Annotated in this window: 11 protein-coding genes and 3 pseudogenes; 8 read left to right on the forward strand and 6 right to left on the reverse strand. The window is 59.3% G+C overall.

Annotated elements, in window-relative coordinates; all coding sequences use genetic code 11:
- Positions 1–346 precede the first annotated feature (346 nt).
- Both SO156_RS27605 and SO156_RS27610 read right to left on the reverse strand, forming a co-directional pair.
- On the reverse strand, positions 347–1,597 hold the full coding sequence (locus SO156_RS27605) for an NAD(P)-binding domain-containing protein (RefSeq protein WP_498536964.1): 1,251 nt from the start codon (positions 1,595–1,597) through the stop codon (positions 347–349).
- Positions 1,594–3,060: an ATP-grasp domain-containing protein gene (locus tag SO156_RS27610; RefSeq protein ID WP_498536965.1), complete on the reverse strand. Its 1,467-nt coding sequence runs from the start codon at positions 3,058–3,060 to the stop codon at positions 1,594–1,596. Before SO156_RS27610 ends, SO156_RS27605 begins: the two co-directional genes overlap by 4 nt.
- A 180-nt stretch (positions 3,061–3,240) precedes the next feature.
- Here SO156_RS27610 and SO156_RS27615 point away from each other — a divergent pair, with 180 nt between their 5' ends.
- The gene (locus tag SO156_RS27615; RefSeq protein WP_498536966.1) at positions 3,241–3,396 is read left to right on the forward strand and encodes a hypothetical protein; all 156 of its coding nucleotides are present in this window, start codon (positions 3,241–3,243) and stop codon (positions 3,394–3,396) included.
- Between the two features lie 1,112 nt (positions 3,397–4,508).
- Here the strand turns inward: SO156_RS27615 and SO156_RS27620 are convergent.
- Entirely contained in the window at positions 4,509–4,889 is a 381-nt protein-coding gene (locus SO156_RS27620; RefSeq protein ID WP_498536967.1) for a hypothetical protein, read from the reverse strand.
- An 806-nt stretch (positions 4,890–5,695) separates the two neighbouring features.
- On the opposite strand from SO156_RS27620, the pseudogene SO156_RS27625 reads away from it, so the two are divergent.
- Positions 5,696–5,976 (forward strand): annotated as a pseudogene (locus SO156_RS27625) (AbrB/MazE/SpoVT family DNA-binding domain-containing protein).
- Complete coding sequence (locus SO156_RS27630; RefSeq protein ID WP_498536968.1) at positions 5,891–6,346, forward strand: type II toxin-antitoxin system VapC family toxin; 456 nt, start codon at positions 5,891–5,893, stop codon at positions 6,344–6,346. Before SO156_RS27625 ends, SO156_RS27630 begins: the two are co-directional and overlap by 86 nt.
- 31 nt (positions 6,347–6,377) lie before the next feature.
- Here SO156_RS27630 and SO156_RS27635 read toward each other — a convergent pair.
- A pseudogene (locus tag SO156_RS27635) lies at positions 6,378–6,581 on the reverse strand (transposase domain-containing protein); the annotation flags it as partial.
- Between the two features lie 777 nt (positions 6,582–7,358).
- On the opposite strand from SO156_RS27635, the gene SO156_RS27640 reads away from it, so the two are divergent.
- Entirely contained in the window at positions 7,359–7,763 is a 405-nt protein-coding gene (locus SO156_RS27640; protein WP_498536969.1) for a hypothetical protein, read from the forward strand.
- Positions 7,764–7,807: 44 nt separating this feature from the next.
- Here the strand turns inward: SO156_RS27640 and SO156_RS27645 are convergent.
- Both SO156_RS27645 and SO156_RS27650 read right to left on the reverse strand, forming a co-directional pair.
- Positions 7,808–7,915, reverse strand: a pseudogene (locus tag SO156_RS27645) (IS5/IS1182 family transposase); the annotation flags it as partial.
- A gap of 39 nt (positions 7,916–7,954) precedes the next feature.
- Positions 7,955–9,892 (reverse strand): autotransporter family protein, encoded by a 1,938-nt coding sequence (locus tag SO156_RS27650; protein ID WP_498536970.1) that lies wholly within the window; start codon positions 9,890–9,892, stop codon positions 7,955–7,957.
- Here SO156_RS27650 and SO156_RS27655 point away from each other — a divergent pair.
- The 4 genes from SO156_RS27655 (at position 9,867) to SO156_RS27670 (ending at position 13,343) form a co-directional block, all read left to right on the forward strand.
- Positions 9,867–10,268 carry a hypothetical protein gene (locus SO156_RS27655; RefSeq protein ID WP_458145179.1) on the forward strand — a complete coding sequence of 134 codons (402 nt, stop codon included), beginning with the start codon at positions 9,867–9,869 and terminating at the stop codon, positions 10,266–10,268. The genes SO156_RS27650 and SO156_RS27655 overlap by 26 nt on opposite strands.
- 15 nt (positions 10,269–10,283) lie before the next feature.
- Positions 10,284–10,448, forward strand: a complete 165-nt coding sequence (locus SO156_RS27660; RefSeq protein ID WP_458145180.1) for a hypothetical protein — start codon at positions 10,284–10,286, stop codon at positions 10,446–10,448.
- A 1,935-nt stretch (positions 10,449–12,383) separates the two neighbouring features.
- Positions 12,384–12,641 carry a hypothetical protein gene (locus SO156_RS27665; protein ID WP_498536971.1) on the forward strand — a complete coding sequence of 86 codons (258 nt, stop codon included), beginning with the start codon at positions 12,384–12,386 and terminating at the stop codon, positions 12,639–12,641.
- Between the two features lie 315 nt (positions 12,642–12,956).
- Positions 12,957–13,343 (forward strand): carboxymuconolactone decarboxylase family protein, encoded by a 387-nt coding sequence (locus tag SO156_RS27670; protein ID WP_498536972.1) that lies wholly within the window; start codon positions 12,957–12,959, stop codon positions 13,341–13,343.
- The last annotated feature ends 157 nt before the right edge of the window (positions 13,344–13,500 follow it).

Genomic DNA, 13,500 nt, shown 5'->3' on the forward strand with positions numbered 1-13,500 from the left:
CCCGAACGGGTTCATCACCAAGATCTGGGATCGAAACCAAAGGATAAAAGATGCAAAATTCGCTCGCCGATTGGTTGTGGAATCGCTCTTGCCTGACTACCCAACCTAAGCGTTCATCATAGACAAACTTAAGTCAAAAGTTGCTAAATTTGAACGTATTCTGCCTGCCTCACAGATCATGGATATTTGTTACCCGGATCGATGAAATGATTGGTCGGACCGAAAGCTTTGTGGTGGGCACCCGCTTCAAGATCAGCGAGTTTGGTGCGGTTCGGTCCCAGATCTGGCTAACAAGACCGGTTCGGTCGTCGAGGTCAGCCCTCGTACCACCGGCATCACGGTGCGATCACTCGGGGCGGGATGCGCGCGCCGGGCGCCAGTAAGCCCATTGTTGGCCAGCAAGAAGGCCGGCCGGCGCCGACAGGCGGCGCGAAATAACCTGCGCGCTGTATTCGGCGCCGATCACAAAGCGAAAGAGCGGCCCAAAGCTCATCGCGGAGGAGGGACCGACGAAGTGAAGTCCCGGTACCGACGCCTCGAAGTAGGCGTTCAGTTGCGGCGCGCGCCCAAGGCGCTTGATCGCACATCGCAGATCCTGAGAGATGAACGTCAGACGTCCAACATCGATGTCATAACCGCTGCCGGCGATGACATGATCAACCATCAGCCGACGTTCACCTGCATCACTTGCATGGCGCAGCGCCAGCGCCACGCGCCCGGACACTTCGCTCGCCTTGACGACAGTTACATTGAGATGGATTGGCAACCGAGTTTCAACGCGGTCGCGGAGCCACCATGCCCCCTCCGCTGGCAGGTGGCTGTTGACGAACCGCGTTCGCCAGTTGGCGGGCACTCGATGCAGCGCGCCCGGAAATTGGGTCAACGCTTTGGCTTTTAGCCCGCTGCCGAGCCCCGAGATGGGCCAGCGCACGCGCTCCCAGAGACCAGGTTCCCGTGAGGAGCGATCATGCCAGCGAACCGAGCTCTCCCGTACGAGCAGCTGCGGCCGGGCGCCGGCTTCGCGCAATAACGCAGCCGCCTCGAGCGCTGACTGACCGGCCCCGATCACCGCGACATCGCGCCCCGCGAATGCAGCGAAGCTGGTCACCCCCGACGTATGGCCTGCAAGATTAGGTGGCAAGGATGCCAGCACTGGCGGGACATGCGCAAAGCCGGACAACCCCGTTGCAACTATGACCCGGTCTGCAACGAGCCGTTCTCCATCAGACAGAAGGATAGCAAAACCGTCGCCTTGCCGCTCAACATGCTCAACCTCGACGGGCTCGACCCAAGGCACATTGTGTTGCTGGAACCAACGCCCGTATTCCGTGAAATTCGCGATCGAGCATGGCTCGAACGTCTCAAGACCGCGCGGCTCGTTATAATCAGCGAAGGAGTAGCCCGGGGCCGGTGTAGAGAGATTGGTTCCAAAACAGAAGGACTTGAGATAGCGCTCGCCGCCGGCCTCGGCGATATCGGACCAGAATCGCATCGGCTGTCCGAAAATGCGATTTTCTACCTTACGCGCCGAAAGATGTGCGGCGAGCGAAAGTCCATATGGACCGGCTCCGATGATCGCGACGGCGACCCGGCTCATGACAATTCCTGCATGACTTGCTTTGGCGTCCAAGCGACGTCTAGCGCCGACAAGCGCAAGAACCGCGGCAAAGCTTTGACGCCCAGATGGATCTGCAAGAGCGAATGGACTATGCGAGGAGTTGGATCGCTGCCGTCCGCAACGTAATCGACCGCATCGGCCGCGTGCTTCCTAAGCCAGGCACGCCAATGCCCGCGGTCCTTGGACGACATTCGCCTTGTGATAGTCTGGGCCAAAAGGAAGGTGCGCACGGCAAAGCTATCGCAAAAGACGACTCGCTCATTATCCTGCGCCTGCGCCTTCCGGACTGCATCGCGCAAGGATGTGGTGTCGCCAACAGCGTCAAGGCACGCAAGGAAAGGGAGCGGCATACCTCGGCGTATATCCATCCCGATCTGATTGAACAGGCGCGGGTTAAAATCGATAACCGCCCAACGCCCATCAAACAAAACAAACTCAACCTCGAAAATTCCGAAATATTCTAACTCGCGGCAAAGGCGGCGAACTGCCTCTGAAAGCTCCGGGGCCGGTGGCAGCGATTCAAAACAAAGCCCAACCCCCATGGGTTGGGATCGCTGCAACACTTTGGTTGCGCTACGGCTAACAAACAGCTCGCCGGTCCGATCGATGAATCCCGTCACCGAATGCACACCCTCGCGCCCTACTCGGACAAATTGTTGCAGAATAGGCAAATGGGCATCAGCCCAATACGGCCTGTCGGCCGCCCGGCCTTGCTCGCGATCAACAAACAGTTGGTATTTGTTCAAAAGCTCACTGCTCGAGTAGGCCACTATCCCCTTGTCGCTCCTTAGGCGGTGAACATGCGTGCGCGGCTTTATAAGAATTGGATAAGGTAGGAATGGCGCTAACTTCGCGACATCATCGAAGTTTCGGGGGGCCCAGCTCGGCAGCACGGTGAGGCCGGCGTTGATTGCAGCATCCGCAAGAAGCTTCTTGTCAAGAATGCGCTGCATGGTCGCAAGCGATGGTTGATACATACAAAAATACCGAGCCAGAAGCTCGGTATTCTCGGTATACGTCCAGGCAGTGTCATCCGATGTCGGTAGCAAAATTTTACCGGGATCGGCCGCGCCAATCGCAACAAGCCGCTCAAGAAACGGTTGGCCCTTGCTTTCCGGCGGCGCGGAATAGACGTGTGCCGCATGACGTGACCATGCCGCTGCGTCCAGGCGTTGGCTCGATAGGACGCCAACGTCGATATTGCATCTCGCGAGATGGCGGACAGCGGCGATCGTTCCACCAAACGAAGCAGACGCTAAAAGCACTGAAAGATCTTTGATCAAACTACACATTGTACCAATCTTCAAAATAGATTGGACCGCGATCATGCGGTTGCCAGAAAAGCCCGGCGACTCGTGTCGAACATTGAAGGCGCGGCCGCAGTATTGATCAGTGCCGCACCAGCCCGGCGATGCTATGATCCAGCCTTTACCAGCGTCCATCCGAGTTCGAAATTAACGTAAACGTTCATCGTAAAAGCGGGGTCTGGTAGGCAATCGACGAATACCCGGCGCGATATGCGCCACGCCGGGTTTGACGATCCGGGGGCAGACCCGCCAGTCCAAGGAAATCCACTCGCCTGAGTGCTTCTCGCTGGCAGGCCATTTTGGAGGATAGCGCTGATGGCTGTTGCGAGCGAACAGGTGATGCGACGAATGCCCGCCTCGCGGATCAAGGCCATAGAGGCCTTTGCGAAAAGTCAGGGTGGCTCGCGCTCCCACGTCATTCGTCAGCTCATCCAACACGGCCTGCAGGCTTGGATTAAGGATCAGCGTTAATGCGGCAAATTCGAGGTAGGCCGATTGCCCAATCGCATGCGCGGCGCCCGTGACGCATGTTGTCTGCCCAGGCTGATGTTACGGTCGGCCCGGAAAATTGGCCTCAGCTCTGAGTCGCCTCGAGCTGGGGCCGAAATTTTGAAGACCTGTCTCGCTTCGATCTTCTTTGGTTCTCAGCCACACAACCTGAATGTGCTTTGTCGGTTGTGCAGTAACAAAACGTGTCAGTTCTCGCTCGCCTGCAACCAGCTGCGGTCAAAGCGCCTTGCGGCTTAAATGCGCGGAAGCAGATTGCGACATTGGCGCTGTCTCGTCCCTGCTTACCCTTGCCGGTATAGTGATTTCGGTCCAGCACTGCGGCGGCGGGCGTGTGGACGGCTCCGGCGTTTCTGCCAGCCCCGAGCGCCGGGGCCGCTCCCTTCGAGACAAAAGCAAAAACGCCGCCCGCTTAAATCTATCGCGGACGGCGGCGTTCCAGCCCCGGGTGGGATGATGCAAAAATCCCGGTACCAATTGGTCTGAATGGGCCAGGCGAAGGTTCAACCGCACACGGCGCGTTCGCGTTTGGGAACGCTTCGGAAGCAGGTTCCCGGTTCGGCGTCTGGTCCTGACAGCCAGGTACATGTCTGCGTGATGATGGCCCCAGCTTTCCCCCCGAGCTGGCGCCTCTTCATTTGCCCGCGAGGACGTGCCTGTCACAAACCTGTGGCATGACCATTGTCTAGTCGAAATCAACTGGGATTTCAGTGCCCAGTTAGAAAATACCGCGCTGTCGGGATCCGTATTTCCAGCCCGACAGCGCCTCTTTCAGGAAGCGTATTTTCGGAGCACCCATGCCATCGAACACCGTTGAATTGATCGTTTCCGCTTATGTACGTTTGAAGAACCGCCGAGCATTGGAGGAGATGCGTGAACTTCGGCGCCAGTTGCTCGGAGGCCTACAAGCCGCGTCCGGCATCAATCCGCGCCCGGCTCTGAAGCAGGTTGAGGAGGACCTGCGCGTAATAGAGCAAGGGCTAGAGCAGCTCCGACTGCCTCGCGAGCGCAAATCCGAAAGGTCGTGCGGGCGGGTTTAGGCATACGTCAAGTGGAACATACCCGAACACACATCCTCATGTTGGGGTAGCAAGTGTTCCAAACGGCGAACATCCCCGGATCGGGAGCCGAACGCTGTAGCCGCGGCTCATCTGCAAAGCTTGCGGCAGGCCTGGCGCGATCCTGAGGGGCGGCAGTGAGCCGATCATGAGTATCTTCCCGATGCGCGATCGCGCTAGGGTTGGTTCACGAAGCTCACGCCGAACGTCCCCTTCGCCAGCCCGGAAGCCGCAGCGCGCAAGCTCATCGAGCTCGCCACCGGCATCGAAGTCGTTCAGGACTGCCGGATCCACATCGAGAAAATCAATGCCCTTTTCCTCTACACGTTGAAAGGCAGCGGCCCGGAGTTCGGCGCAGGGATCACGCACGCGGTCGAGCGCGGACGGCTCGAGCTGCACGAAAGCGGGACCTATGTCCGGCTCCATACTGTAGACAACAAAGCACCCCTAACGCTAAACGCAACGAATGACAGATCGGGGCTGGGGCCGCCCATTTGACGAACCGATCAAAGTGCCTGACGCTGCGCGATGCGGGCGAGCGTATCGCCGCGCTGCCAAAGAACGTCGTCCGATGACAGTCTTCGTTACGTCAACACGAACATGACCCAGGCTATTGCCGATCCTCGTATCGCTCACATCGGGGATCGCCATGCCTCACCGTAGTGATCTCCTGGAAGTTGTTTTTCGGGTCACAGTGCAATAGCGCGTACTCCGACAGATACGGATATGCGACGCGCCAACAGATATTCACGCCCGCCGGCACCTCTCGCGGGTACCCGCGTATCGTGTACATGCAGATGTTGTTGAGGCCTGGGTCTGGCCTTTTGGGCGTCTCGGCGGTGCCTTGGGCATGAGCCTGCACTAGCGAAGCCAGTGCGAAGAACGAGGCAGCGAAAGCGCGCATTTTCGTCTCCTCTTGCTTTCAATGGCAGCAATCGAAGCTTAAGGCCCGGCTCGTGCCTGCACAAGCTATCCCTCTTATTGCGGCCTCGGCATTCTGGTGCAGGGGGCGCTACAAACCGCACGGAACTTTAGTTCTGCCGCGCTGCCGTTCAGCCTGGTGACTTCGCGAAACTACTCCCCATTGGCCGCGAAATTCATCCTCGTATGTCTGAACGGTGGCCGTGTTGGCCTTCGCGACTCTCGGTATCCTTGCCATCCGGCCTCTCGCCTTATCTTACTTTCGTTTTACCGGATGAGAGCCGATGTCTGCTAGAACGAAACTGACCACCACCGTATCGAGCAAGGGCCAGGTGATCTTGCCCAAGGCGATCCGGGACCAGCGGCGTTGGCTCGCCGGGACGGAGCTGACGGTGGAGGATACCTCCGATGGCGTCTTGCTGAAGGCGAAGCCCGCCTTCGCAGCCACGCGTCCGAAGGACGTCTTTGGGTCGTTGCTTATGAGGGCCCGGCAAGGTCGATTGCAGATATGGACGCGGGGGTCGCCGCCGAGGCGAAACGGCGGCATGCTCGCCATCGATACTAATCTCATCGTACGCTACCTTGTGAACGACGATCGCGCCCAGGCCGCGCAGGCGCGCAGGCTGATCGACAACAATGACGTCTTCATCTGCACCACCGTCTTGCTGGAGACCGAGTGGGTGCTCCGCAGCGTCTATGGATTTTCCGCTGCCCAGTGCGCCAAAGTCCTCACCGATTTTGCCGGGCTGCCGCGCATCACGTTGGAAGACAGTGTTGCAGCGGCGAAGGCGCTGGATTGGATGCGCAAGGGCGTCGCTTTTGCCGATGGCCTGCATTTGGCCAAGGCGGAAGGCTGCGAGGCCTTCATCAGCTTCGATCGCGATTTCGTCAAAACTGCCCACGCGCTTGGCAGCATCAAGGCGCGGAGCGCGTAACCTTGTAAGCGTCCATTCCTGACACGTGGTGTCAGTTGACGGCGATCGCTGGTCGCCAGCTCCAGGGCAGGAGCTCGTCGAGCCGGTTCATAGGGTGCCCGTTGGACATGCGCTGGGGCACGTCCTCAAGATAGGCGAAGGGCTCGACGTCGTTGAGCTTGGCAGTGGCGATGAGGGAGCAGACGGTTGCCCAACGTGCGGTGCCGCCGTCGGATCCGGCGAACAGGTGGTTTCTTGCGGCCGAGCTGACAAAATTGTGGTGCCGCCCGATGTCTTTTGTCCCGATCCCGACGTTGGCATGATACGTAGCCGTCGAGATTGCGTTAGGTTTCCTTCGCGTGAACTCGACTGCGTGCCCGCGTGGCGGTGGGCCCCGATACGTGGAGACGTCGATTGGCGATCGTTGGCGTCAGGCCGTTATTTGGTCTGAATTGGAAGTCAACGTCTCTCATAATTCATCTCGGTCCGCACATCGGCCACTGATTTTATTTCGCGCTCGGCAACGATTGAGGACGACAATTTCAATTGTGTAACAGGAGTAATTTCAATGAAACGATGGGCAATTGTAGCCTTTGTAAGTGTTGGTCTTGTTGGAGGGGCATTCGCTCACCCGCTGGACCCTCCCGGCACCGTTTACATCGATGGGGTGCCGTGCAACCTCCCATGCCAGTCCTACATGGCGTGGAGCCGGCAGACGCTTAAGGCGAGCCAGGCTTCTGCCAAGGGGGCCGCGAACGCATCCGTCGGCAAGGCGTCGATGGAAGCTCCCCGCAAACGCATTTCGAAGCGCGTTGAGCCGACCTCGGTCGATGCGCCGTCTCGGAAGAAGACCCGTGATTTTCGGGACTCGCTCGCCGCAGCTCCGAAACCGACGCCTCCTCCAAAGCCGAGAAACCCTCCGCCGTGGCTCATCACAACTCCAGAGTCTCCGCCTGTTCCCGAAACCGGAAATGCTCCGCCTACCGTGGAGACCAGCAATCCTCCTAAAGAGAGGTCTCCTCAGGAGTTGATCGTGGCTGCGTTAGCGATCGCCGAGCAAATCACGAACGCCGAAACCCCGAAGGCGCCGGGCAATGATCGCGCGGATGAGACCAAAGCTGGCGACGTCAAGGTCTCGATACCTTTGGTCGTGCTCCTGCTCTCCCGACCGGATGTAAAATCGGTCGCCGCGCTCAAGGGCCAAAAAGTTGCCATCGACAAGGCTCAGTCCGCGGTTGAACAGGACATCCGCTCCGCATTGGAGGCCGTCGGTGCTATGGACGCTCTGCTTACGGTTGGCGACGGCGCCTCGCTAGATCGACTTATCAGCGGAGACGTACAAGCCGTAGTATTAGAACTAGTTTCCCCCGACGCGGCGGAGGCATTCCCTGAAATTAAGGGCTTCAAGATTCTCCGCGTTCCACTCTTAGCTCGTTGACGGCGAGCACATTGCAACGGAGCCGTCGCGAGCAACACCTAGAAGATGCCATTGAGGACACGACGGTCGTTTACCCGAGCAAGGCCACGCGGCTTGTTCGGCAACATCGGCTTGATGGCAACACATTCATGGTCGGCGAGTTCGTAGCGCATGATTCAAAGCAGGCTGCGATTTGAGGCGACGCGCTGAGTCTACCACGAGTACCGCACGCCGAAGTTGCCTTTGACGCCGTCGCGCCTCCCGCCGTCGGTGCCGCTCACTGCGAACTGGTAGCCGGCCTGGGCATAGAGGCTGAGGCCGGGAATTATCTTCGCGCTGAGGCCGCCGGCAAACTCCAGCCGCGTCGCCTGCTCGAGCAAGGGCACCGGGTCGATGCCGAACGTCGTGGTCGCGTTGCCGCCCCAGTCGCGCCAGACATTGGCGAGCACATAAGGCTGCCACACCCGCCCTGCGGCGTCGTTGATGGTCCACTTGCCGCGCAGGCCGAGCCGCCCGCTGGCGCCGGACGTGGTGCCGAGCGCGACCGGACCCAAACCGTCATTGTCGTCATCGAAGGAAACCCGCTGCCAAATGATCTGGCCCTCCGGCTCCAGCACGAAGCCTGGCCCCAACCATGGCAGCGGGATCGGATAGCCTGTCTCCAGCGATGAGGTGAAGCCCGTGCCACTGATCGGCAGGTTAGCAAACTGTGTCGCCGCGTTGCCGTTGTAGAATGAACCCTGCAGCACCACGTCGATGTACCAGCCGCCGGGGCCATAATGGGTCCAGTAGCCCCCCACCGAATAGGCATTGAGATTCACCGATCCGGTGTGCTCCAGGATATAGGCCGTCGCCGCCGCGTTGGTGACGAGGCCGTTCACGCCCACATTGCCGTTGCCATAGGCGAAGTAGAGGCCGACAGTGTCGCTTTGGCCCGGGATCAGGCTGCCGCGCCAGAGATCGGCGCCGGCCTGGATGCCAGCCAGCTGGCCGCTGGCGCGCGGATCGGCAAAGGCCTGGTAGTGGTTGTCGATCTGCTGGCCGAACAGGCGGCCCCAGACCATCTGCCGGCAGTTAGCGACGGGCGGAGCCTTGGTGATGGCGGCGCCGCCGGTCGGGTCAGCATTCAAGCACGCCGCGTCGGCTGACGCATCGCCGACGCGCTCATGGAAGGTGCCGAGCGTAGTGAGCCCCATCTGCCGAGCGATTGGTTGCACCACGCCATAGGTCGCAAGCTCCGGCCCGATGATCGGCCAGACGCCCGGCGGCATCGGCTCCGGCGGTGGATTGGGGCCAATCGGCTCCGTTGGCCCCGTATCGATGAAGGTCGAGCGCAGGAACCAATCATTCGCGACGGTCGGGTCGTTGATGGTGGGAGGGCTGCCCTGGAACAGATGATAGTCGTAAGCTCCCGCGCGCAGCTCGGGGTTGGCAAGCGTAAAGGCACCGGGTGTCGTGGCACCGTTGATAGCATTGACCACCAAGATTCCGTTTGCCGTGGTCAGCATGCCCGGCCCTCCGACATTGGTGACCAGAATCCCCGTGCTGCCGGTGGCGGTGCCGCCATTGATGATGAGCCTGTCCGACGGCGAGCCATCGGTGCCGAGAAAACTGTTGAGCGCGAGGATGCCGTTCCCGCCGACATAATTGCCGGCGACAGTTAGCGTCGTGCCGGGAGCCGTTACACCTGGAACCCCGAGCTGCACTGTTCCCGCGTTCTCAAGGCCATTGTTGAGAGTCTGGTTAAAGCCCTGCAGGGCGAGCGTGCCGCCAGTCTCCACAACGGTATGGGAGGCCGCGCTGAATGCATTGACGGCGCCCGCCGCAAGCGTGCCGCCTCTGATCGTCGTATCACCGGAATAGGTGTTGGCACCCGACAGGGTGAGTGTCCCGGTGCCTACCTTCACCAGCGAGCCGCCACTGCCGCTGATCACCCCGCTGACCTCGGTCGAGAGACCGTTGCCACCGACCGTCAGCGTATTCGTGCCGAGGACATAGTTTCCGGCGCCCTCGATCGAGCCCGCGGTCGTTCCGCCATTTGTCAGGCCCGATATGTCGAAAGTGCCGCCCGCGTTGGTGATGAAACGCGCCTGACCGCCGCTGCCGTTGGTCTGGAAGAAAGTGGTGGCGCCGCTGTTGGTCGTGACCACGGCATTGCCAGCCGTGCTGCTGTCAAAGATGTCGATCAATCCATTGTTGACGATCGTGGCGTTGGCCGCCGTGCTGTTGTTCCTGAAGCCCAGCCTGCCGCCCGCGTTGACGGTGATGGTGGCGTGGTCCGCACTGCTCGTGTTGAGAAAATTTATCAATCCATTTGTTGTGATGGTCGCGGTCCCCGCCGTGCTTGAATTGAAGAACCCCAAATCGCCGTTGTTGGTGATAATGGCATTGGCGGCTGTGCTGCTGTTCAAGAAGAATAACGATGCACCGGGGACGGTGATAAAGGTCGGCGCATTTGAGGAATTGTTGACGATACCGCTGCCGTCGATCGACAGATTGCTTGGCGACAGGATGGTAAACGAATAGGCAGGGGCCGCGGCCGTGAACGCGAGCGTGTTGATTGAAGAGGGAAGGGAAACACTGATGCTCGTCGGAGTCGCCCCGGAGAAGGTCGCGGTGCCGATCGGCACCTGTGTATTCGGCGACCAGTTGCCAGCCGTGTTCCAATTGTTGCCAGGACCCGCCCAAGTCGCGTCCTGCGAATAGGCGGGCGCTGAGAGCCACACGGCGAGCAAGGCAATCCCGGCGAGTAATGCGCAGAGGCGGGGTCGGGGTGGCCACGCGCGCAAGCCCAATGGATCGCTCTCGCGCGCTGACACGCCTGCACATTTGAGACCATACCGGTTACGCATCGGCCGCCTCGCCATTCCAGGCTGGACCATGCCATAGCGTGCATCAAGCATTTGAACTCCGCCGACATGTCGCCAATCGATGCGACCATGAGAGATCGGGTCGCTTCGAATTAATTCGGACGCACAAAGGTCCTAACCGGCGCCACAACAAAACCGTTGTGGATGGCAGCGCGCAAAAAAACCGCTTGCTCAATCTGAGCTTGTATTATTTGCAGAACATATCCTGTCGATTTCGCCACAATCATGGCGCGAGACAGGGCGGGCTCGTAGTTCTCGTCGGTTGTGACTATCGAGTGACAGGGGACAGCGACGCTGACCAAATTCCGAAGTGCGACACCGTTGAACTTCGCTTGCGACTTCTTGCAGTCGAATGTCGTCTGTTGGCGCAAAGCGGACTTCGAGCCGCGCGTCGAAAGGGCAGGCTGGCTTCACGGCTAAGATAACTTACGAGAAGTGGTGTTATCGGACGTAATTGATCTTCAGCGAACTGCCGGTTCTTCAGCGCGGCCTCCGCGATCCGCGGATAGCGCTTGAGCGCTGGGAGCTTTGCGTCGTTCTGACTCCGCTTGTTCCGATTGGGCCTCCCTCTAATCCGATCGGAGGGCACCCGGTAAACGGCAGCATGGCGGCCTCAGTCTGTGTGGACCGGGCTGGGGCCGCTCCCCGGCGGGAAGTTTCACGGTATCCCATAGTCGGGACCACAGGTTTATCCCAATTGAAGTCCGGCCAGCGATCCGCGCTCAAGGCGACGTTGTGGCTGCAACGATAGTCCGCGCAATCGACCAGGACGCCGCGCACATCCATGTCGCGCATCTCGCCGAAGGTGATCTTGACCGGCCGGCGACCGGGGGCTGTGCGGTTTTTTCGGCGGACAGGCTTACGCATGTCGCGCCGACGAAAAGCAGCTCGCAAATTATCGATTACTAGCGTTCGGCGACGACAGCGAGCTACTGCGTATCGTGGGTTCGGGAAGGCCAGCGGCTGGCGATGCATCCGTTGGCTGAAACGATGAACACGAGGCGGCCCGGTCGCGCTGGCGGGCCTTTTCGTTCAGTTGTGAACTGCTTCACAAATCGATTTAGGGATTGCCTGTTACGTCTTGCCTATTGCGCCGTATCTAGGTCACTCCCAACGTTCGAAACGTTGGGGGTTTTCCTAGACATGCTTGGCCTGTGCCGGGGGCTCGGTCGACACAACAGGAGACGTTAGTGAAGCTTATCCTTTCAATCTTCTTAGTTTTTCCGGCGAGCGCTTTCGCCAACGATTGTCCCGGATTTTTAAACTACGTGAAGGCCAATTCGCAGCTCAAACAGCTCAATAACGGCCAGATTCAGTGCTCTATGACCAGGCCGCCCAAGCAGCACTCTAAGGTATTCACTTTTACATCCGGCAACGTGACCGTCGCTTGTACCGTCTCGGGATCGTATCCCTACCGACAATTGTCCTGCTCTGACGGCGGTCGAAGCTTTGGAAAAGCGCTGAAGAACTAAAGATCAGCCCTCCGTCAAGTTCGCAAATTATCGATCGCTTGTGGCTCAGAACGACGGCGGGCTACTGTTGGTGGATGTAGAAATCAGGCCGCCAACTGAGGCGGCCTCTTCTTGTGCGCTGCCTCGCCTCTGCTCCCTTAGCGCGGGCGTTTGGGGCGAGCAACTCTAGGGCTTTTCTTTTCTGCCGGGACGGTCAACAAATATTGCTGAGGGTCGGCGGCCACACCTTGGGTTATAAACCTATCAACGGTTGATCAATGCGGGAAAACGTCGCGCGGCCGCCAGCTCGCGTGGCGACCTTGACCTATCTCAACGGTCGCAGTCACGCCGGCTGGCCAAGAGTCCAGGGTGACGACCGGGACAAGATGGTAACCCGCCTGATGAAAGAGTATCGAGTTTTCGTCCTCACATTCGAGGGCAACGTGATCCAGAACATCGCTCTGTTCTGTGCCACCGAGGGCGATGCTAAGAACCGGGCGCAGCGGCTCGCTGACGACCATCCTGTTGAGCTTTGGGAAGGGCCACGCCGGATTGCTCGCTACGAGGCGATGCACTAGCGAGGTTTTCTTAACGCGCGGAATCCGCTGGAGTCTGATTCGCCGCCATGGGCGGGATCTCGTCAGGCAAGTGTCAGCCTACTGTGTGACCCTTCGTTTCTGCTGATTCCTGCCAGGGAGTTGGCGGCGGCGAGGTCCGGTTTGGATTTGCCTCCATTTCCCGGACCTCGCTTTCGCATCCCGCAGCAAATGACGCGATGGGCCAGTTGTTGACCTTGCCTCGAAAAAACTCTAGTCGCTCCAACCGTCGCGCGCAGTCCTGTGATAGCCTTTGTCGACCGCCCACATTCGAAAGGGCCGCAACAGGAGTATCGTATGCAGGACGAGGAGCGGTTCACCAAGGGCCTGGAAATTCGTCGTGAGGTTTTGGGAAACGAATACGTCGACAAGAATTTAGCGGGCTCGGACGAATTCATGATGGCATTTCAGCGCATCGTAACAGAACTTGCGTGGGGGTACGCATGGAACGGCACTGCGCTCGACAAGAAAACGAAGTCGATGCTCAGCATTGCCATATTGGCGGCGAGCGGACGTTTCGAAGAGGTCGAAATATATACAAGAGGAGCCCTGCGGACAGGCGTCGCGATAGATGAATTGAGGGAGATACTGACCCACGTCGCAGTCTATTGCGGCACGCCCACAGGTCGACAGTCATTTTTGGCTGCGCACAAGGCCCTCAAAGCGACGGGCGGCTCGCAATAGCTTTTTGGTGAGTGCAAATGATGATGGCGTCGATGTTCGCCCCGGGGTCATTTGCGACGGATTCAAAGGAGATGGCCGGCGGGGTCATGTCCGCTTCTCTCCATAAGCGCTGAACCCTGGGTTGGCTGGCCCGAGAGAACGTTGCGTTCGGCCAGAG

This window comes from Bradyrhizobium sp. UFLA05-125 (genome assembly GCF_059803515.1).

What these genes read in the sequence shown, in the direction of transcription:
- SO156_RS27605 (WP_498536964.1), bottom strand. Translation starts at nt 1,597, where the DNA reads ATGAGCCGGGTCGCCGTCGCGATCATCGGAGCCGGTCCATATGGACTT.
- SO156_RS27630 (WP_498536968.1), top strand. Translation starts at nt 5,891, where the DNA reads ATGAGGGCCCGGCAAGGTCGATTGCAGATATGGACGCGGGGGTCGCCG.
- SO156_RS27610 (WP_498536965.1), bottom strand. Translation starts at nt 3,060, where the DNA reads ATGGACGCTGGTAAAGGCTGGATCATAGCATCGCCGGGCTGGTGCGGC.
- SO156_RS27670 (WP_498536972.1), top strand. Translation starts at nt 12,957, where the DNA reads ATGCAGGACGAGGAGCGGTTCACCAAGGGCCTGGAAATTCGTCGTGAG.
- SO156_RS27615 (WP_498536966.1), top strand. Translation starts at nt 3,241, where the DNA reads ATGGCTGTTGCGAGCGAACAGGTGATGCGACGAATGCCCGCCTCGCGG.